Below are 19178 nucleotides of genomic sequence, written 5' to 3'. Positions count from 1 at the left end.
TTTTATTTGTGCGAATTAGAGAATGGTGCTTAAACAAGCGGGAGAAAGGTCTGTTGAGTGTTGATAGGAGTTAGCAAAAGTTTGCCTAGGTTTTCAATATATTTTCGGCATAAAAAGCGAGAGTCAACCATAGACTTGTCTTAAAGAAAAAGGACAACTGTGAGGGGGCGGCATCGGTATGGAATGGCTGGAGTTATTTCCCGAACCGTTGCACGGTATACTCGGAAGGCTTCCAGAAACGGTATTTAAGCAACTGGAAGAAATCCGGGTCAGGGAAGGAAGGCCGTTGGAAATTAATGCAAATGGTGATCATCATTTTGTAACGTCTGCTGGTCGGCTGACTTTGAACCATGTGGAAGCCTATAAGCCTGACCGTGAGGATGCCCACCGACTGCTGGATTTTATCAGCAATCATTCCCTGTATACCATGGAAGAGGAGCTTCGTAAAGGGTTTATTACGATCCCTGGCGGTCATCGTATTGGCTTGGCAGGGAGAACCGTGCTCAACCGAGGACGAGTGGAGCATTTGAGGGATATAAGCAGCTTTAATGTAAGAATTGCTCGTGCAATTCCCGGCATAGCTGATCGGATATTGCCTTATGTAGCAGATCGAATGTCCGGGAGAATCCGGCACACCCTCATTTTGTCCCCTCCTCAGCATGGCAAAACGACACTGCTTAGGGACTTGGCTCGGCAACTCAGTTACGGAGGGATGGAAAGCAACGGGGGGCGACGGAATGGACTCAAGGTAGGCATTATAGACGAACGCTCTGAGATCGCTGGTAGTCACAAAGGTATCCCCGGTTTTGATGTCGGGCCTCGCACCGATGTATTGGACGGATGTCCGAAAGCAGAAGGCATGATGATGATGATCCGCTCGATGTCACCGGATGTCCTCATTGTTGATGAAATCGGACGACCGGAAGATGCGGAGGCGGTGCGCGAAGCGCTTCATGCAGGCATTGCAGTCATTGCTTCCGCACATGGCCGCGATGTGGCTGAAATGGCGACCCGGTCTGCGTTTGCTGGATTAACTACAGGACAAGAGCTGTTTCAACTCTACGTCATGCTGGAGCGGACGAGCCGGGGCGTCTCATTCCGGCTGGCAGATGCCAAGCAGCGCAGGCTTACACTGCCTGGAGAAGGGCAGAATGGGGGCATCTCCTATGCTTAAGCTGCTAGGTGCAGCCTTGGTTATACTGGCCGCTACGCTGGCAGGCTGGCAGCGGGCAAGACAGTTTGCGATGAGGCCGCGGCAAATCAGGGAGTTGATTCTTGCGCTGCAAAGATTGACCACCGAGGTTTCCTACGGGGTGTCTCCGCTACCAGATGCTTTCGCCAAGACAGGAGAGCCCTTGCGAGAGCCGCTGCGCACTCTGTTTCAGCAAGCCTCACGCTGGATGCACCCCTCTTTTGGCCTGACTGCCAGAGAAAGCTTGCATAAAGCTATTGAAGACTCGTGGAACCGTTCCTCTATGAAGCAAGCCGAGAAGGAAGCGATGCGGCAGCTTGCTTACAGTCTTGGAACCAGCGACCGTGAAGACCAGATCAAGCACATTGCGCTGACCATCCAACAGTTATCCCATGAGGAAGCGCAGGCGCAGGCAGATCAGGTGAGGTACGAGCGTATGAGCAGGAGCCTAGGACTGCTGATCGGAGCATTGATCGTCATTTTGATCTATTAGCGGGGTGCTCGAATGAATTTAGAAGTGAACGCAATTTTCCAGATTGCTGGAATTGGCATTATTATCGCTATGATTCATACCGTATTAAAGCAAATGGGCAAAGAAGACATGGCCCACTGGGTAACGGTCATTGGTTTCGTCGTGGTCCTGTTCATGGTGGTGCGAATGCTGGATAACCTTCTGCAAGAGATCAAATCTATCTTTCTTTTTCAGTAGGTGGACACATGGAAATCATTCAGGTGGTGGGCTTCGCCCTCATTGCCACAGTCCTCATTTTAGTCATTAAGGAACAGAAGCCGATGTTTGCCTTTTTGATTGCAACAGCTGCGGGAATCGTCATTTTTTTGCTGCTGATTGGCAAGATCGGATCTGTGGTTGCTGTACTGGAGCGACTGGCCCGGTCTTCAGGCATGGATATGATCTATTTTAAAACCGTATTGAAAATAATCGGTATCGCTTATATTGCTGAATTTGGAGCGCAAATCGTTCGGGATGCAGGACAAGACGGGATTGCTTCCAAAATTGAGCTTACCGGAAAGGTACTCATTATGGTGCTCGCAATCCCGATTATCAGCATTATTATTGATACCATTCTGAAGCTGATGCCCGCCTGAGGGGGTGATGCCATGAAAAGGCTAGGGGGCATGCCGAATCTCAAAGTAATTGCAATGTTGCTGCTATGTCTCTGGTGTGCCTCAGCTGCGGTCCTCTTTGCAGATACACCGACAAACGAATGGATCAGACAGCAGGCGGAGCAAATGCCCAAAGATGAAGTAGAACATTATTGGGACGGGCTCATGCAGCAATACGGCGGATTTTTCCCTGATCAGAAAACGCCTTCCTTCATGGACATGCTGCTTCCAGGAGGTGAAGGGTTCAGCATAAAGGGTGTATTGAGCGCTATAGCTGATTTTTTCATCCATGAAATCCGGGTAAATGCCAAGTTGCTCGTCACCATCGTCATGCTCAGCATTATGAGTATGGTGCTGGAAACGCTGCAAAGTGCTTTTGAAAGCAAACAGGTCAGCAAAGTGGCCTACGCTATCGTATACATGGTCATTATCATTCTGGCGATTAATAGCTTTAGTGTAGCGATTGGTTATGCCAAAGAAGCGATTGATAGTATGATTCACTTCATGATGGCAATGTTGCCTTTGTTGTTTACCATGTTAGCCTCGATGGGTAACGTCGTAACAGTTTCGGTGACCCACCCGCTGATTGTATTTATGATCAACACAGTCGGAACAGTCATTCATACGCTGGTTTTCCCGCTACTGTTTTTCTCGGCTGTGCTCTACTTGGTCAACTCGCTGACAGGCAAATACAAACTGACCCAGCTAGCCGACCTGTTGCGGAACGCTGGAGTAGCAGTGCTGGGAGTGTTGCTGACCATATTTCTAGGAGTCATTTCGGTACAAGGCTTGACATCGTCAGTTACTGACGGATTAACGATCCGCACAGCCAAATATATTACAGGTAGCTTTGTTCCGGTGGTCGGCAAGGCGTTGGCAGATGCGACAGATACAGTCATTTCGGCTTCGCTGCTCGTTAAAAATGCCATTGGTCTGGTAGGAGTCATTATTATTTTGTTCCTGTGCGCATTTCCTGCTCTCAAGATTCTGACACTGGCTCTCATTTATAAAGTGACAGCAGCGATCATGCAGCCTTTGGGTGATACGCCTATCGTGGAATGTCTCGATGCGATCGGCAAGAGCATGATTTATGTTTTCGCGGCACTGGCGGCAGTGGGTTTAATGTCCTTCCTTGCGATTACAATCATGCTCGCAGCAGGAAATATGACGGTCATGATGAGGTGAACCAATGCACGTAAACCAACAAGGGGGGAGGGGAGTGACGTGACCTGGCTGGGGAGTTGGCTTAAGGAACTGGTGCTAATCGTGTTGCTGGCTTCTTTTGTCGATATGATCTTACCGAGCCGATCTATGGAAAGGTATGTCAAACTCGTTCTCAGCCTGCTTATTCTGCTGACGTTGCTGTCTCCGGTCGTGCGCTTACTGAGCAGCAGCCCCTCCGAGGTTTTAGGGCGAGCATTGGATCTTCAACGTCAGGCTGAGACAGGCAAGAGGGAACCGACATTGGAGGAGATTTTGGCAAAAGGCAGCCAGTTAAAGCAACAGCAAGAACAAAGCTCCATGCAATGGGCTGGCAAAGAGGTAGCTAAGGAAATGAAAGGACAATTGGAACAGTATACTGGGTTAGCAATTCAGTCGGTCCAGGTTACCCTTGCAAAGATTCAACAGAAGGAATCGGGGCTGGAGGCAGGAACGGGTGTCCAGTCGGTAGTGGTCAAATTGGCGGAGCAGCAGCCAGAAAAAGAAAAGAAAAACACAGACGTCTCGCCTGGTGCAGATGCTAAGCCGATTATGGTGGAGCCTGTGGCCGAAAAGACAGTGAATATTCGTGTGGAGCCGACACATACAAAAACTTCAGATTTTAATGAAGGAACGCGAGAAGATGATCGTAATCCTGATAAAACTGCTGAGGACGGAAAGCCAACGGATACGAAAGCTTTTGGCTTAATTACAGGACTTCTACGTGAAAAATGGGGGATAGACAGCAAAAATGTTCAGGTGGTTTCTTCGCAGGATGGAACACATGAATGGTAACAGGAGGTGAGCAGAAATGAGCAAATGGCTGAAAAAGCTGGAGCGATGGCTGGGTGGAGGGGCGGATGGGGCGAAAAGATTCAACTCATTTCGTTGGCTGCTTATTCTTGGCCTTATCGGTGTAGCGATCATGCTTTTTAATTCATTCGTTAATGTGAAAAAGGTCGATCCAGAAAACGTAGGGCGTGAGCCGCCTGGCGTGATGAAAAATGAGCCTACGTTAGAGACAACAACAGGTGAAGAAAGTTCCTTTGCCGGGATCGAGAAGGTTTTTGAGGACAATATGAAACAGATGCTGGAGCAAATTGTTGGCGTAGGAACCGTCGATGTCATGGTTACGGTAGATTCCACCGAAGAAGTTATCGTTCAACGCAATGTAAAAGATATGCAGGAAGAGAACAACGAGACGGACGCCAATGGTGGACAACGGCACACTACTCAATATACACGTGATGGCGAGATTGTCACCTATGAGTCATCAGGTGGTCAGCACACCCCGATTGTGACAAAAAAAGTAAAACCGCAGGTGAGGGGAGTGCTTGTTGTGGCTATGGGGGCAGAAAACCCTACAGTGAAGCAGCTAATTGTCGATGCTGTACAGAAGGGACTAAATGTACCTTCCTACAAAATTTCAGTCGTACCGCGCAAGCAGGGATAATATGGAATTGAGGAACAAAGAAGTTTATATTTTAAACCATTAATGAATATGGAGGACGGAACATGAATAATAAAAGACAAACCGTTTGGCTGGTGTCCATGCTGAGTTTAATGGTCGTGCTGTCTGCGTATTATTTGTTTACGGAGGACTCGAGCCCTGCAAATCCACCAGTAGCCGATAGTGAGCAAGTGAGCAAGGTTAAGCAGGATGCCGCACAGGAAGCAACGACGAAGGCAGAGGAACAATTGAACGAACTGAAGGTAAATGAAGTAGTGACGAATGGCGAAGTAACTGATGGAGCATCAGCAACTTCCACAAAATCGGATACAGCTTCCACAACTGACCCAGCAACGGAAAACTCAAAAGGCGATAAAGATACGGCAGCTGCCCCTACTACTGAACCGGCGACATCCGATCAAAACACAACTGCGACGAAGACGGACGCGACAGCACAAAGTGACGACAAAGCAACCTCTACAGCCAAAACCGACCAGCAGGTACTGGATCAAGTGGCAACCGATCAAGCTGCCCAACCTACAGCAGCAGCAGTGATTGACAACTATTTGCTGGAACGGGATGTGGAAAATCAGAAGAAAAATGATGAACTGACTACCGCAATGAACGACAGCACACCAAAGAAAGCTGCGGAGGCTCAAAAGGAATTACATGTACTTGAAGATAAACAGGCTAAAATTACTGGAATTGAAGAAGAGCTTCAGCAGCAGTTCGCCAATGCGGTCGTCCGTGAGGAAGATGCTGATAAATACAAAGTAGTGGTTCTGAGTGAAAAATTGGATGCTAAGCAAGCGGTAACAATTGTCGATAAAGTCATGAAGGAACTGAATGTAACGCAGGATAAGATCAGTGTCCAGTATGTTACACAATAAGACAAAAAACGCGAAAAAGCCCGGATTTCTGCATTATTCCGGGCTCTTTCTATTTTTAATGATTGTGATATAATACATAAAGCTGTTTCAACAATGTTATCAGCAACCGGCAAAATGCTGAAGGAGTGATTAATAGAGATGTTTAAATTAAGCGAGATTAAGGAATTGATCAAGCTGGTGGATGAAACGTCTGTGCATGAGCTTGAAATTGAAAATGAAGGAACTCGCCTGTTGATCCGGAAACCGGGCAAAAGCGAGATCGTTACGGTACAGGCTCCTGTGGCAACACCTGCTTATGCAGTGGCACCACAAGCTGTTATTCCAAATCCACAAGTACAGTCCGATGTTGGACTTGCTGGGGAACCGAGGGAATATGCAAGCAATCTACATAAAATCGTATCTCCGATGGTAGGCACTTTCTATAGTTCTTCATCTCCGGATACGGCTCCGTATGTGAGTATCGGCAGCAAAGTGGGCGAAAAAACAACGGTATGTATCATTGAAGCGATGAAGCTGATGAACGAGCTGGAAGCTGAAGTGAAGGGCGAAATTGTGGAAATTTTGGCCGAAAACGGACAGTTGGTCGAGTATGGCCAGCCATTGTTCCTTGTGAAACCGGAGTAAAAAGCTTGTTTGAACCCTCTTTTGAGGGTTCGGCAAGACTACTCCCAGGGAGGATAAAGTCATGACATTTCAAAAAGTATTGATTGCGAATCGTGGAGAAATTGCGGTTCGTATCATTCGCGCTTGCCGCGAAATGAATATTTCGACAGTTGCCGTATATTCGGAAGCTGACAAGGATTCGTTACATGTGCGTCTCGCAGATGAGGCTTACTGTATCGGACCGACGCTATCTAAGGACAGCTACCTTAATTTTACGAATCTGATGAGCGTTGCTACATTGACTGAATGTGATGCCATTCATCCAGGTTACGGATTTTTGGCGGAAAACGCAGACTTCGCTGAAATTTGCGAATCGTGTAATATTACGTTTATTGGTCCTTCTCCTGAAGCCATTAACAAAATGGGAGATAAGGCCGTAGCCAAGCAGACCATGAAGGATGCCGGAGTTCCGGTTATTCCGGGTTCAGACGGGCTGGTTGAGGATTTGCAGGATGCGATCATCATCGCACGTGATATCGGATATCCGGTAATTATCAAGGCCACAGCAGGTGGCGGAGGTAAAGGTATTCGTATCGCCGAAGATGAGGATAACCTCATTCAGCAAATCACTACTGCTCAGCAGGAGGCGCAAAAAGCATTTGGCAATGCGGGTGTGTACCTGGAAAAATATTTGACCGGTATGAAACATGTGGAAATACAGATCATAGCGGACAAGCATGGTAATGTTGCCCATTTGGGCGAACGGGACTGCTCTGTGCAGCGTCGTCGTCAGAAGTTATTGGAGGAAGCACCATGTCCTGTACTATCGCAGGATGTTCGTGAAGAAATGGGTCAGGCAGCTGTTCGTGCAGCTTTGGCCGTTCAATACTCTGGTGCAGGTACTCTCGAATTTTTGCTTGGCCCGGACAATAATTTCTATTTCATGGAAATGAATACACGTATTCAGGTAGAACATCCAGTAACAGAAATGATTACTGGTGTAGACCTGATTAAGGAAATGATTTCTGTCGCTGAAGGACATCCGCTTTCCTTTACGCAGGAAGAAGTCACCATCAATGGCTGGGCGATAGAGTGCCGTATTAACGCTGAGGATCCGGATCGTAATTTTATGCCTGCACCGGGTAAAATCGGATTTTATCTGCCTCCAGGCGGTCCTGGAGTACGGGTAGACAGCGCAGCATATCCAGGTTATAGCATTCCTCCTTATTATGACTCTATGATCGCCAAGCTGATTGTGTGGGCACCTACACGGCAAGATGCAATTGCCAAAATGAAGCGGGCTTTGTCTGAGTTTGCTATTGAGGGCATACCCACAACGATTTCTTTTCATCAGCGCTTGCTAGAGCATCCTACCTTTATTAAAGGCGATTTTGATATTAAATTTTTGGAGGAAAACGAAGTTTAATCGGTATATTTCCTCAGTTTGTCATAATGAACGCCAAATGATATAGTATGGATAATAAGTGAGCATGTCTGCTTTGAAATCCAAAGCTGGAATGAAACTTATTTTGACCGAAAGGTGTTGAAGGTATGAGCACAGTGCCAACCGAATTCGAACGTACAGAAATTGGGGAGATTCAAATTGCCCCAGAAGTTATTGAAGTCATTGCCGGACTGGCTACCGTTGAGGTACCGGGCGTTGCGGGAATGAGTGGCGGATTTGCTGGTGGGTTTGCCGAATTGCTAGGCCGCAAAAATTTATCTAAAGGTGTAAAAGTGGAAGTCGGACAGCGTGAAGCTGCTGTAGACGTCTCCGTCATTATTGAGTACGGTAACCGTCTGCCTGAGGTGGCTGCTGCTATTCAGCATAATGTTAAGCGTTCGATTGAGAACATGACAGGTCTTAACGTTGTTGAAGTGAACGTGCAAATTCATGATGTTCAATTCAAAAGTGCCGAAAAAGTAGAAGAGCCGGAAGTGCTGGGCGCCGGACGGGTTAAATAGAGCGATACTTTGTACAAACCCCCGACCCTTATGGGTCGAGGGTTTACTCTAATTTAAGGAGGCTGTGCGTTTCGTGGCTAAAGTTATGGACAGACTTCTGCTGTTCTTGTACAGCTTAAGTATCGGAATTATTTCCATTCTCGCCATCCTCCTCCTGAGCGGGGCCATTCCGTATGTTTTAAGTATTGAGGATGAGCGAGTGGTGTGGTTTACCAGCCTGATTATTGCAGGGGTTCTGTTGTTATTGAGTCTTCGTTTTTTTTATATCTCTATTCGACGGAACCAAACCGTACAGCATTCTATTGATCAACGAACGGAATATGGTGACATTCAGATTTCAGTGGACACCATTGAAAATTTGTGCCTCAAAGCAGCTTCCCGATTTCGCGGGATGCAGGATTTGAAAGCACGCGTTCGCGTGTTGGAATCGGGACTTGATATTACGATTCGGGCGGTTGTAGACGGGGAAAGCTCCATTCCGGTGTTAACCTCCGAGGTACAAAAGGGGGTACACGATCATGTGGAAGAAATTACAGGAATTCCTGTGTCCAATGTGTCGGTGTACATCGCTAATGTTTCTCAGTCACCCAGCTTTAAGAGTCGTGTGGAATAGAGGTGATTTTCCCTGATGCCCTGGAAAGAAATATGGGGAAGTTACAAGGGCCGGATCATGGGGATCACGGCTGGTATTTTTTTCGGTTTTATTTATTTGTGGGCAGGCTTTTGGAATATGTTGTTCTTTGCATTGATGGTGTTCATCGGATATACGCTAGGAAGACGTAGCGATTCAGCGCTTGGTTCATTCCTCCCTTGGAAGGAATGGGGCGATTGGTTGTCGCAGCGTTGGCGTCCTTTTAAATGAACCCTGTGATACGTGTTCTCCAAAATAGAGCTGTAGCTTCTTTGCGCCCAACGTTTTGGAGGATGCGTTCACAGGTTTTTTTGTGGAAATTGGTTAGAATGAAAAATAGATATAGGCAAGCGTAGGAGGCAGGGCATGAAAAGACGTCTGGCGAGGGAATTAGCGGTACAGAGTATGTACCATATGGAAATGAATGAAGTGGATGCGGCAGCAGCCGTGGACATGTTGCTTCAGGAAGCCGCTGAGGAAAACGAAGCGGAAGTTGTCGTTAAAAACGCGGCAGTTTTAAGAGCGTATGTTTTGGAGCATGTGCGGGGTACGTGGGAGCACAAGGAAGCCATTGATGGGCTGTTGGTGGATTATCTTAAAGGCTGGCAGATCAGCAGACTTTCACGTGTAGATCGTCAAATTTTGAGACTTGCGGCATATGAGATGATTTTCCGTGAGGATGTTCCAGCTAAGGTAGCTGTTAATGAAGCGATTGAATTGTCGAAGCACTTTGGTACCGAGGAATCCGGTAAATTTGTTAATGGTGTACTGGGACGAGTGATTCAAGAACTGGAGCAATTGAAAGCACGTTTTTAAGTAGAGACTACTGAATCAGGTTGGAGAGTGGATAAACATGTCAGCACCGATCATTGATGGTAAACAAATCTCTCAGGATATTCGCGCAAGCATTCAGCAAGAGGTCATTCGTCTGAAAGAGCACCGGTTTCAGCCGGGACTGGCTGTTGTATTGGTAGGCGAAGATCCCGCTTCGCAGGTATATGTTAAAAACAAGGAAAAGGCATGCCATGATCTCGGCTATTACTCAGAGGTTCACCGGTTAACAGCAGATACTTCGCAGGAAGCATTGCTGGAACTGGTGGACAAGCTGAACCATCAAAGTACTATCCATGGAATTTTGGTACAACTGCCGTTGCCAAAGCATATTCATGAAAAAGCTGTCATTGACGCGATTGCAGTGGAGAAGGATGTGGATGGATTTCATCCGGTGAACGTAGGAAATTTGGTCATCGGTGACGATAGTCTATTGCCTTGTACTCCTGCTGGAGTCATTGAGTTAATCAAGCGTGCTGGAGTGGAGATAGCTGGTAAACATGCGGTAGTTATTGGTCGCAGTAATATCGTAGGCAAGCCAGTGTCTTTATTGTTGCAGCGTGAAAATGCTACGGTTACGATGTGCCACTCCCGTACAGCGAATATCGCGGATCTAAGTCGACAAGCGGATATCTTAGTCGTTGCGATCGGCAAAGCCAACTTTATTGATGCTTCGTTCGTGAAGCCCGGAGCGGTAGTGATAGATGTGGGGATGAACCGTCTGGAGAACGGAAAGTTGGCGGGGGACGTTGATTTTGAGAGCGTGAAGCAAGTGTCTGGTCCGATTACGCCTGTTCCCGGCGGAGTAGGCCCGATGACAATTACGATGCTGATGCAAAATACGCTTGTAGCGGCCAAGCGGTCGCACGGTTTGGCATAAGGGCAGCTGCCTGTGGCTGAACAACGTATTTACTCTATAAAGGACCTGAATCGTTATATCCGGATGAAACTGGAATCGGATCAGGTGCTATCTGATGTATGGATACGCGGGGAAATTTCTAATTTTACGCATCATTCGAGTGGTCACATGTACTTTACGCTCAAGGATGAGGGGAGTCGCATACGTTCGATTATGTTTGCAACCCATAATCAGCGGCTCCCTTTCGTACCGAAAGAAGGTACGCGTGTTATTGCCCGGGGAAACGTATCCGTGTACGAACGAGATGGACAATATCAGTTTTATGCAACTCAAATGCAGCCTGACGGCATAGGAAGCCTTTATCTGGCTTACGAACAGCTCAAGCAAAAGCTGGATGCAGAGGGACTGTTTGATACTGCTCGTAAGCGTAATCTCCCTGCCCATCCGGCAACCATTGGCGTGATTACGTCACCGACCGGAGCGGCTGTGCGTGATATTATTACGACACTTCAACGGCGATACCCGCAGGCTGGAATTGTGTTGTATCCTGTGCTCGTACAAGGAAAAGGTGCCGCACCCTCGATAATCAAGGCAATTGAAGCTATGAATCGTATGCAAGAGGTTCAGGTGATGATCGTCGGACGGGGAGGTGGCTCGTTGGAAGAACTGTGGGCTTTTAATGAGGAAGCGGTTGCGCGCGCCATTTACGCATCGGTCATTCCGGTTATTTCGGCAGTTGGACACGAAACGGATTTTACTATTGCCGATTTTGTGGCTGACTTGCGTGCGGCAACGCCAACCGCAGCAGCCGAGTTGGCTGTGCCTAATCAGGCAGAGCTACGGGATCAGCTGCTCCAACGTGAGCAACGGTTGCGCAACGCCCTCCGGCAGCGGCTGGAAACCAGCCGTGAACGCTTGGCGAGGCTTCAGCGTTCGCCAGTCCTGCTGCACCCACGCCGTTATATGCTACAGCATGCAGAGCGAATGGACATGCTGCATCAGCGGCTGATTCGCGCAGCGGGTAACCGTTCGCGTTTGAACGCAGAAAAGAACGCACGTATGCGTCAGGTACTAGAGCGGTTTAATCCGCGTGAACAAATTCGTTCGGCACGCAAGCAGACGGATATGGCGCAACGTCAGCTGGAGTCTGCGATGCGTGCTATTACGAAAACGGGACGGCAGCAGTTGCACACGGGAATTCGTCAGCTGGATGCGCTGAGCCCACTCAAAGTCATGGCCCGAGGCTATAGCTTGGTATACGATGAGCAGGAGAAACGGCTAATTAAGTCGCTCAAAGACGTACAGCCGGGAGATTCCATCAAGATTAAAGTAAGTGATGGGCAGTTGGACTGCCAAGTATGGGGAATGAAGGAGGACGCGAAGCACGGTGGCGAATGAAACGGAATTGAATTTTGAAGCGGCTATGGCCGCTCTTGAAGAAATTGTCGGACAACTGGAGCATGGAGACGTTCCTCTGGAGCAAGCCATTGATTTGTTCCAGCGGGGGATGAAGCTGTCTCAGCTTTGCAGTCAGAAGCTGGAGCAGGTTGAACGTAAAATTGAAATGATCGTGGAAGAGGATGGAGATTTGCGCAAGAAGCCTTTTGGCGGTGGATTGGATGAAAACGGCGGTGAAGGGCTTGAATAGACCGTCGTTCAAGGAATATTTGACCGGGACGACGGATGTAGTTTCATCCGCACTGATCGAGCAGTTCCCGGTCGATTGGAACATTCCCGCTGTTCTTCGAGAATCCATGAATTACTCACTCACCGCAGGCGGAAAACGGCTGCGGCCTCTGCTTGTGATCGCTGCTGCTGAAGCATTCGGTGGAAGTAGGGAAGCTGCGCTGCCAGTGGCATGTGCGGTAGAAATGGTACATACGTACTCCCTCATTCATGACGACTTGCCAGCCATGGATGATGATGATTATCGGCGAGGTAAGCTGACGAATCATAAGGTATACGGCGAGGCGGTTGCTGTCCTTGCGGGTGATGCTTTGTTGACCCATGCCTTTTACAGCATTGTGCAAGCAGGACGGCGTCACGGTGTTTCATCCGATGCGCTATTGTCCATTGTCGAGGATTTGTCCGAAATGAGTGGCGCGCGGGGCATGGTAGGCGGACAGGTTGCCGATATGTCAGGCGAGCAAGGAATGACGGGGATCGAGGAACTGGAATATATCCATCTTCATAAAACTGCTGATTTGATTATTTTCTCGCTCTTGGCAGGTGGACGGATTGGTGGGGCGGACAAGAGTCAATTAGAGGCGCTTCGCCGTTTTGGACGAGACTTGGGGCTGGCTTTTCAGATACAGGACGATATACTGGACCTCATAGGCGATGAGAGCAAAATGGGTAAGAAAACGCAAAGTGATGTTGAACAGGAGAAGGTTACCTATCCGTATTTCATTGGTATGGACGCATCTTTGCAGCAGGTGGAGAAACTCACCGCATCTGCTAAAAAAGTGATAACAGAGAGCGGTATTCCCGATTCTTCTCGTTTGCTGGAGATAGCCGATTACCTGATGAAGCGTGATCATTAGTTGCCTTAGAGCTGTTTTGACTTGTCTGCGTTTAAGCACAGTCAAAAAGTGTGATATAATACTTGTTAACTTTACACACAAACTTGAAGGAAAGCGGGGAGATATGCGTGCTGCTTCCACACATAAAGCAACCAGGCGATCTGAAATCACTGTCGGTTGAGGAGTTGGCTTCTCTGGCCGAGGAAATCAGGAGCTTTTTGATTGAGAAGCTGTCCGTGACTGGGGGGCATCTGGCATCGAATCTGGGAGTGGTTGAGCTCACGATCGCCCTGCATTATTGCTATAACAGTCCGAAGGACAAGATGATTTATGACGTTGGGCACCAAGCCTACGTACACAAAATATTGACAGGGCGAATGGATCGTTTTGATACACTTCGTCAGCGTGATGGACTTTGTGGTTTTGTAAAAAGAAGCGAGAGTGAGCATGATGTTTGGGAAGCCGGTCATAGCAGCACTTCTCTGTCGGCCGCAATGGGAATGGCTTTGGCTCGAGATTTGAAGGGCGAGGACAATAAAGTCATTGCAATGATCGGAGACGGCGCGTTGACTGGGGGGATGGCCTTCGAAGCGTTGAATCATATCGGACATGAGCGCAAAAATTTAATGGTCATTCTGAATGACAACGAAATGTCCATAGCACCTAATGTGGGGGCCATGCATAATTATTTGAGTAAAATCCGCTCGGACCGTCATTATTTGCGAGCAAAAGATGAGCTGGAAGTTTTGCTGAAAAAAATACCCGCGATCGGCGGTAAACTTGCCAAATCGGCTGGCCGTGTCAAGGACAGTCTTAAATATATGATGGTGCCTGGTGTACTGTTTGAGGAACTGGGACTTACGTATCTCGGTCCAGTGGACGGGCATGATTTGCCGAAGCTAATCGAAACCTTCCAGCAGGCTGATAATGTCACTGGCCCTGTATTGGTGCATGTCGTAACCACCAAGGGCAAGGGCTATAAACCTGCAGAGGCAGATTCACACAAATGGCACGGAATCAGCCCTTACAAGATTGAATCGGGTCAGGTACTCAAAGCTGTAGGTAATCCGATGTATACGGAAATTTTCGGCCGAACGCTGATTGAGCTGGCTGAGCAGGATGAGCGCATCGTTGCGGTCACGCCTGCTATGCCTGGTGGATCAGGACTGGTACCGTTTAGTAAAGAGTTTCCTAGCCGTATGATTGACGTCGGCATTGCTGAACAGCATGCAGCTACCATGTGTGCTGCGTTGGCAATGGAAGGGCTGAAACCGGTGTTTGCGGTGTATTCGACTTTTATGCAGCGTGCTTATGACCAGATTGTGCATGATATCTGTCGTCATAATGCGAACGTAATGTTCGCGATTGACCGTGCAGGTTTTGTTGGGGCTGACGGAGAAACTCATCATGGCGTGTTTGATGTGGCATTCTTACGTCATATCCCGAATCTTGTGCTTATGATGCCAAAGGATGAGAACGAGCTACGCCATATGATGAAAACAGCGCTCGATTATGAAGACGGTCCAATTGCTTATCGTTACCCGCGTGTTAATGTGGTTGGCGTGCCGTTGGATAAAGAATTACAGGCTATTTCCATCGGCAGTTGGGAGCTCCTGCGTAAGGGTGAGGGCTTTGCTGTAATTGCATCAGGACCGATGCTCCAGGTGGCGACAGAGGCTGCGGAGGCGATGAAACGTGAAGGGTTGCAAGTGGGCGTAGTGAATGCCCGTTTCCTGAAGCCTTTGGACGAGGATATGTTGCGTGAGCTGGCTCGTCAGCATACGAAGCTGATCGTATTGGAAGAAGCTTCTGAAGCAGGAAGCTTGGGTAGCGCTGTACTGGAATTTTACGCCAAAGCCGAAATCCAAGAGGCGCAAGTGCGCCTAATGGGGATTCCCGATCTGTTCGTGGAGCATGGCTCCATTAAAGAGCAGCGTGCTGAAGTAGGGCTTACCATTGAAGATGTATGCTTAAAGCTGCGTAAATGGGCTGCTGAACCAGCATATGGCATGGGACAGTCCGTATAGGGTAACTTGAAGCGAAGACCATGACGTTTATAAAAAGTATGACAAGAGCAGCCTGGCTGCCTAAAGGGAGATTAACATGTCTGTTCCGAAGGAACGCATTGATGTATTACTTGTAGAACAAGGCTTTTTTGAAAGCCGTGAAAAAGCTAAAGCTGCGATTATGGCTGGTCTAGTGCTGGCGGACAGCGAACGGATAGAGAAAGCGGGTATGAAGGTACCACGCGCCAGCGAGCTTAAAGTTAAGGGCTCGGTGCATCCGTATGTAAGCCGTGGAGGATTAAAGCTAGAGAAGGCCATTCGTCAATTTGAGCTGGATATGAAGGGCAGGACAATGCTGGATATTGGTTCGTCCACTGGAGGTTTTACGGATTGTGCACTTCAGCATGGAGCGGAATACGTATACGCCATTGATGTGGGTTATAATCAGCTGGATTGGTCGCTTCGTAATGATGAACGAGTATGCGTAATGGAAAAAACGAATTTCAGATATATGACACCTGCGGATTTGAATGGTTCTGTCCCGAATTTCGCAAGTATTGACGTTTCGTTTATTTCATTACGTATTATTTTGCCCCCGTTGCTTGCCTTATTGCATCAACCTGCTGATATTGTAGCTCTAATCAAGCCGCAATTCGAAGCTGGACGCGAAAAGGTTGGAAAATCCGGTGTGGTCCGTGATCCTGCTACGCATAAAGAAGTGTTGCAGACCATTCTGATGTTTGCGCATGAGCTTGGACTTACGCTGCAAGGTTTGGCTTATTCGCCTATTACAGGTGGAGAAGGCAATATTGAATTTTTAGCGCATTGGCGTTTGGATGGGCTTCCTGCTGCAGAATCGCAGCTGGAGAAGATGGATTTCAGACCACTAATTGAACGTACTGTTCAGGAAGCAGGGCAGACTTTTAATAATGGTCCATCGCGTAAGTAACATTCAGGGGTTCTCCATGAGTTCTGTGAACTTAAGGGAACCTCTTTTTGGTGTGAGGGATTGATTATAGAACTCACGTTCGCCTATAATGAGATGTACAAAGGAAAAGGAATTTTACATCTTGTCCTAGAATATGTCCATGAGGTGATCGGTCCATGGACACAAGATATGATACGATTATCATCGCTGTAATCGGGGTGATATTAGGGATATGGGCTTTATATAGCCTGCGTGCCTGGTTGAAGGAGCCAGGGCCGCTTGTGCTAAAGACAATACCGATTAACGAGGATTTGGATGAAGGGCCTGCTATAGATATACTCGAAGAAGCAGGTTATGCAGTAGTGGGTGGGAAAATGAAAATACCGCTTGCTTTTAAAGTGAATGGACATACCGTGTATAGCCGTTTGTTTATAGACTACGTGGCTGTACGAAACGGTTCGACATATATGGTCAAAACGTCACGCCGCAAGAAACCAATGGAGTGGAGTGGTCCTGATTTACGGGACAGGCTCATGCCGTATTTGTTGCTCTATCCGGGTTGCGCGGGTGTATTGTACGTTGATACGGACGAGCGAAGTATTCGCCTTATTACATTAGTGGAAGACCTCGAAGAAGAGGAATATGAAGGTTAATCCATAGGAGGATTATATGAAGGGTCAACGACATATTAAAATTAGGGAAATTATTTCACAACATGAGATTGAGACGCAGGATGATCTGGTTGAAGCATTGCGTAAGGCTGGTTTTCAGGTCACACAGGCGACCGTATCGCGTGATATCAAGGAGCTGCTGCTGATCAAGGTTCCAATGGACGATGGCAGATATAAATATTCAATGCCTTCAGATCAGCGCTACAATCCGGCCCAGAAACTGAAACGTACGTTGGTCGATAACTTTTTGCATATTGACTACACAACCAATCTGATTGTGATGAAGTGTCTGCCGGGAACAGCCAACTCGATTGCTGCTTTATTGGACAATATTGAATGGTCCGAGATTATGGGTACGATTAGCGGAGATGACACCATTTTGATTATTTGCCGATCGGAAGAAAACAGCGAAGCTATCGTGAATCGTCTTATGGGCTACATTTCCTAATTATAATGGCTACGCATATTAGGCGTTTTAATTTGTACATCATAGAGGTGAAAGAACGATGCTGGTCACTTTGTCTATACGGAATTTGGCGGTCGTAGAGGCCGTCGATGTTCATTTTTATAAAGGGTTTCATGTCTTGAGCGGGGAAACAGGTGCTGGTAAATCCATTATTATCGATGCGCTTGGGCTGATTGCAGGCGGTAGGGGCTCTGCTGATCTAGTACGTTACGGTTGTGATAAAGCAGAGATGGAAGCCTTGTTTGAGCTGCCGGTAAAACATCCAGTTTGGAAAACACTTGAGGAACAAGGGATTAAGGCCAATGCGGAGGAGCATTTGCTGATTCGTCGCGAACTTACGGTTCAGGGGAAAAGCTCTTCTCGAATTAACGGCCAGATGGTTAATTTAACAATGCTGCGTGAGGTAGGTGAGCAGCTCGTCAATATCCACGGGCAACATGAGCATCAAAGCCTGCTACGTGCAGATCGCCATCTGGCGCTTCTGGATACGTTCGGTGATTCGGTGATCGGTCCAGTCAAAACGCTTTACCGTGAGCGTTACAATGCTTTTGTCAAAGCGGAAAAAGAAGTAAGAGAACTGCAAAGCTCCAGTCAAAAGGCTTATCAGCTTTTGGATATGTACCGATTTCAATTAGAAGAGATCGCTGCGGCGGAGTTGAAATTGGGAGAAGATGAATTATTGGCAGAGGAACGGGTCAAGCTATCCCATAGTGAGAAAATGATGGATGGGATATCAGGAGCATACGAACTGCTAAGCGGCAGAGGTGGGCTGGATACGATCAATAACGTATTGTCCAGATTGAACGATGTCCAAAGCTATGACAGCAAAAGCCTTCAGCCTATTGCGGAGCAGATTCAGTCTGCTTTTTACCAGTTAGAGGACGCAGCATTCCAATTACGTTCTTATCGTGAGGATATTGAATTTAATCCAGGCAAGCTGCATGAAGTGGAGCAACGTTTGAATCAAATTACCGGATTACAGCGAAAATATGGTGATAGTATAGAGCAGATTTTGGAATACTATAGCCGTATTGAGCAGGAAACCGATCTGCTGGAAAATAAAGATGAGCGGCTGGAGCAGCTCATTGCAAAACGGGATGAGTTGCTTTCCGATTTGCTGGAGATTTCGGAAGAGCTTACAGAAGCACGTGAAATTTGTGCTGAAGAGCTTGCAGAGCAAGTGGAGCAGGAGTTAAAAGACCTGCAGATGGAAAGAACGTCACTCAAGGTGCGTATTGATCCAATTGAAGATCCACGCGGATATGAGTATAAAGGTCTGAAGGTAAGACCTACCAAGCAAGGCATAGATAATGCGGAATTTCTTATTTCCCCCAATCCAGGTGAGCCACTACGTCCACTTGGTAAGATCGCTTCAGGCGGTGAGCTATCACGTATCATGTTGGCGATGAAAAGTATTTTTGCGCGTCATGATCAAATTCCAGTACTCATTTTTGACGAGGTGGATACCGGGGTGAGTGGTCGTGCAGCTCAATCCATTGCCGAGAAGCTATATCGTTTATCTTCCGTTTGTCAGGTGTTTTCCATTACTCATTTGCCACAGGTGGCATGTATGGCAGATCATCAGTACCTTATTGAGAAAAATGTTCATGATGGACGGACCATGACTCAAATTGAGGGACTTACGGAGGACGGGCGTGTCAAGGAATTGGCACGGATGCTGGGCGGCGTGGAAATTACCGAAAAAACATTGCATCACGCACAGGAAATGCTGAATTTGGCGGAAGGAAAGAAAGCCTGAAAAGAGCGGCTGGCGTAATGTTTAACAGTTATAAAAGCCTGGGGGCAAGGTTACCTTATAGGTACGCAATTGGCGACCAC

23 protein-coding genes are annotated in these 19178 nt (G+C 47.6%); all 23 read left to right on the top strand.

The features are described from left to right. Positions 1–178: 178 nt before the first annotated feature. Entirely contained in the window at positions 179–1174 is a 996-nt protein-coding gene (gene spoIIIAA, locus MKY24_RS15950; RefSeq protein WP_053325697.1) for a stage III sporulation protein AA, read from the top strand. Beyond that, entirely contained in the window at positions 1167–1685 is a 519-nt protein-coding gene (spoIIIAB, locus tag MKY24_RS15945; RefSeq protein WP_023989256.1) for a stage III sporulation protein SpoIIIAB, read from the top strand. The genes spoIIIAA and spoIIIAB overlap by 8 nt, the downstream gene beginning before the upstream one ends. 12 nt (positions 1686–1697) lie before the next feature. Then, the gene (gene spoIIIAC, locus MKY24_RS15940) at positions 1698–1901 is read left to right on the top strand and encodes a stage III sporulation protein AC (protein WP_010345636.1); all 204 of its coding nucleotides are present in this window, start codon (positions 1698–1700) and stop codon (positions 1899–1901) included. Positions 1902–1909: 8 nt separating this feature from the next. Beyond that, positions 1910–2299, top strand: coding sequence for a stage III sporulation protein AD (gene spoIIIAD, locus MKY24_RS15935; protein ID WP_013310826.1), 390 nt, complete (start codon positions 1910–1912; stop codon positions 2297–2299). Positions 2300–2311: 12 nt separating this feature from the next. Further along, positions 2312–3502 carry a stage III sporulation protein AE gene (gene spoIIIAE / locus MKY24_RS15930; protein WP_023989255.1) on the top strand — a complete coding sequence of 397 codons (1191 nt, stop codon included), beginning with the start codon at positions 2312–2314 and terminating at the stop codon, positions 3500–3502. A 39-nt stretch (positions 3503–3541) separates the two neighbouring features. Then, entirely contained in the window at positions 3542–4312 is a 771-nt protein-coding gene (spoIIIAF, locus tag MKY24_RS15925) for a stage III sporulation protein AF (protein WP_339200307.1), read from the top strand. Positions 4313–4328: 16 nt separating this feature from the next. Further along, positions 4329–4970, top strand: coding sequence for a stage III sporulation protein AG (gene spoIIIAG / locus MKY24_RS15920; RefSeq protein ID WP_023989253.1), 642 nt, complete (start codon positions 4329–4331; stop codon positions 4968–4970). A 62-nt stretch (positions 4971–5032) separates the two neighbouring features. Then, entirely contained in the window at positions 5033–5857 is an 825-nt protein-coding gene (locus MKY24_RS15915; protein ID WP_053325695.1) for a SpoIIIAH-like family protein, read from the top strand. A gap of 138 nt (positions 5858–5995) precedes the next feature. Continuing rightward, positions 5996–6481, top strand: a complete 486-nt coding sequence (accB, locus tag MKY24_RS15910; RefSeq protein WP_068941548.1) for an acetyl-CoA carboxylase biotin carboxyl carrier protein — start codon at positions 5996–5998, stop codon at positions 6479–6481. Positions 6482–6542: 61 nt separating this feature from the next. Beyond that, positions 6543–7886 carry an acetyl-CoA carboxylase biotin carboxylase subunit gene (accC, locus tag MKY24_RS15905; RefSeq protein ID WP_339200305.1) on the top strand — a complete coding sequence of 448 codons (1344 nt, stop codon included), beginning with the start codon at positions 6543–6545 and terminating at the stop codon, positions 7884–7886. 125 nt (positions 7887–8011) lie between these two features. Next, positions 8012–8425 carry an Asp23/Gls24 family envelope stress response protein gene (locus MKY24_RS15900; RefSeq protein ID WP_028540595.1) on the top strand — a complete coding sequence of 138 codons (414 nt, stop codon included), beginning with the start codon at positions 8012–8014 and terminating at the stop codon, positions 8423–8425. 73 nt (positions 8426–8498) lie between these two features. Then, positions 8499–9038: an alkaline shock response membrane anchor protein AmaP gene (amaP, locus tag MKY24_RS15895; protein WP_013310819.1), complete on the top strand. Its 540-nt coding sequence runs from the start codon at positions 8499–8501 to the stop codon at positions 9036–9038. A 15-nt stretch (positions 9039–9053) separates the two neighbouring features. Beyond that, positions 9054–9287, top strand: a complete 234-nt coding sequence (locus tag MKY24_RS15890; protein WP_023989248.1) for a DUF2273 domain-containing protein — start codon at positions 9054–9056, stop codon at positions 9285–9287. 135 nt (positions 9288–9422) lie between these two features. Beyond that, the gene (nusB, locus tag MKY24_RS15885; RefSeq protein WP_013310817.1) at positions 9423–9872 is read left to right on the top strand and encodes a transcription antitermination factor NusB; all 450 of its coding nucleotides are present in this window, start codon (positions 9423–9425) and stop codon (positions 9870–9872) included. A 37-nt stretch (positions 9873–9909) separates the two neighbouring features. Next, positions 9910–10767 carry a bifunctional methylenetetrahydrofolate dehydrogenase/methenyltetrahydrofolate cyclohydrolase FolD gene (gene folD, locus MKY24_RS15880; RefSeq protein WP_071558532.1) on the top strand — a complete coding sequence of 286 codons (858 nt, stop codon included), beginning with the start codon at positions 9910–9912 and terminating at the stop codon, positions 10765–10767. A 12-nt stretch (positions 10768–10779) separates the two neighbouring features. Next, the gene (gene xseA / locus MKY24_RS15875) at positions 10780–12144 is read left to right on the top strand and encodes an exodeoxyribonuclease VII large subunit (protein WP_023989246.1); all 1365 of its coding nucleotides are present in this window, start codon (positions 10780–10782) and stop codon (positions 12142–12144) included. Further along, positions 12134–12394 carry an exodeoxyribonuclease VII small subunit gene (gene xseB, locus MKY24_RS15870; protein ID WP_013310814.1) on the top strand — a complete coding sequence of 87 codons (261 nt, stop codon included), beginning with the start codon at positions 12134–12136 and terminating at the stop codon, positions 12392–12394. The genes xseA and xseB overlap by 11 nt, the downstream gene beginning before the upstream one ends. Beyond that, positions 12366–13289: a polyprenyl synthetase family protein gene (locus tag MKY24_RS15865; RefSeq protein WP_068941553.1), complete on the top strand. Its 924-nt coding sequence runs from the start codon at positions 12366–12368 to the stop codon at positions 13287–13289. The genes xseB and MKY24_RS15865 overlap by 29 nt, the downstream gene beginning before the upstream one ends. A 107-nt stretch (positions 13290–13396) precedes the next feature. Continuing rightward, the gene (gene dxs, locus MKY24_RS15860) at positions 13397–15295 is read left to right on the top strand and encodes a 1-deoxy-D-xylulose-5-phosphate synthase (RefSeq protein ID WP_023989244.1); all 1899 of its coding nucleotides are present in this window, start codon (positions 13397–13399) and stop codon (positions 15293–15295) included. Between the two features lie 76 nt (positions 15296–15371). Further along, the gene (locus MKY24_RS15855) at positions 15372–16223 is read left to right on the top strand and encodes a TlyA family RNA methyltransferase (RefSeq protein WP_023989243.1); all 852 of its coding nucleotides are present in this window, start codon (positions 15372–15374) and stop codon (positions 16221–16223) included. A gap of 155 nt (positions 16224–16378) precedes the next feature. Beyond that, the gene (locus MKY24_RS15850; protein WP_076264825.1) at positions 16379–16855 is read left to right on the top strand and encodes a hypothetical protein; all 477 of its coding nucleotides are present in this window, start codon (positions 16379–16381) and stop codon (positions 16853–16855) included. A gap of 16 nt (positions 16856–16871) precedes the next feature. Further along, positions 16872–17321, top strand: a complete 450-nt coding sequence (gene argR / locus MKY24_RS15845; protein ID WP_013310809.1) for a transcriptional regulator ArgR — start codon at positions 16872–16874, stop codon at positions 17319–17321. Positions 17322–17379: 58 nt separating this feature from the next. Further along, complete coding sequence (gene recN, locus MKY24_RS15840) at positions 17380–19098, top strand: DNA repair protein RecN (protein ID WP_023989241.1); 1719 nt, start codon at positions 17380–17382, stop codon at positions 19096–19098. The last annotated feature ends 80 nt before the right edge of the window (positions 19099–19178 follow it).

Source organism: Paenibacillus sp. FSL P2-0322 (assembly GCF_037975315.1).
In the GTDB taxonomy this organism is placed as follows: Bacteria; Bacillota; Bacilli; order Paenibacillales; family Paenibacillaceae; genus Paenibacillus; species Paenibacillus polymyxa_B.
This window is presented reverse-complemented; position numbering and strand designations above follow the sequence as displayed.

Bases quoted from the DNA above. Each gene is read 5' to 3' on its own strand.
- spoIIIAA (WP_053325697.1), top strand. From the start codon at position 179: ATGGAATGGCTGGAGTTATTTCCCGAACCGTTGCACGGTATACTCGGA.
- spoIIIAB (WP_023989256.1), top strand. From the start codon at position 1,167: ATGCTTAAGCTGCTAGGTGCAGCCTTGGTTATACTGGCCGCTACGCTG.
- spoIIIAC (WP_010345636.1), top strand. From the start codon at position 1,698: ATGAATTTAGAAGTGAACGCAATTTTCCAGATTGCTGGAATTGGCATT.
- spoIIIAD (WP_013310826.1), top strand. From the start codon at position 1,910: ATGGAAATCATTCAGGTGGTGGGCTTCGCCCTCATTGCCACAGTCCTC.
- spoIIIAE (WP_023989255.1), top strand. From the start codon at position 2,312: ATGAAAAGGCTAGGGGGCATGCCGAATCTCAAAGTAATTGCAATGTTG.
- spoIIIAG (WP_023989253.1), top strand. From the start codon at position 4,329: ATGAGCAAATGGCTGAAAAAGCTGGAGCGATGGCTGGGTGGAGGGGCG.
- MKY24_RS15915 (WP_053325695.1), top strand. From the start codon at position 5,033: ATGAATAATAAAAGACAAACCGTTTGGCTGGTGTCCATGCTGAGTTTA.
- accB (WP_068941548.1), top strand. From the start codon at position 5,996: ATGTTTAAATTAAGCGAGATTAAGGAATTGATCAAGCTGGTGGATGAA.
- accC (WP_339200305.1), top strand. From the start codon at position 6,543: ATGACATTTCAAAAAGTATTGATTGCGAATCGTGGAGAAATTGCGGTT.
- MKY24_RS15900 (WP_028540595.1), top strand. From the start codon at position 8,012: ATGAGCACAGTGCCAACCGAATTCGAACGTACAGAAATTGGGGAGATT.
- MKY24_RS15890 (WP_023989248.1), top strand. From the start codon at position 9,054: ATGCCCTGGAAAGAAATATGGGGAAGTTACAAGGGCCGGATCATGGGG.
- nusB (WP_013310817.1), top strand. From the start codon at position 9,423: ATGAAAAGACGTCTGGCGAGGGAATTAGCGGTACAGAGTATGTACCAT.
- folD (WP_071558532.1), top strand. From the start codon at position 9,910: ATGTCAGCACCGATCATTGATGGTAAACAAATCTCTCAGGATATTCGC.
- MKY24_RS15865 (WP_068941553.1), top strand. From the start codon at position 12,366: ATGAAAACGGCGGTGAAGGGCTTGAATAGACCGTCGTTCAAGGAATAT.
- MKY24_RS15855 (WP_023989243.1), top strand. From the start codon at position 15,372: ATGTCTGTTCCGAAGGAACGCATTGATGTATTACTTGTAGAACAAGGC.
- MKY24_RS15850 (WP_076264825.1), top strand. From the start codon at position 16,379: ATGGACACAAGATATGATACGATTATCATCGCTGTAATCGGGGTGATA.
- argR (WP_013310809.1), top strand. From the start codon at position 16,872: ATGAAGGGTCAACGACATATTAAAATTAGGGAAATTATTTCACAACAT.
- recN (WP_023989241.1), top strand. From the start codon at position 17,380: ATGCTGGTCACTTTGTCTATACGGAATTTGGCGGTCGTAGAGGCCGTC.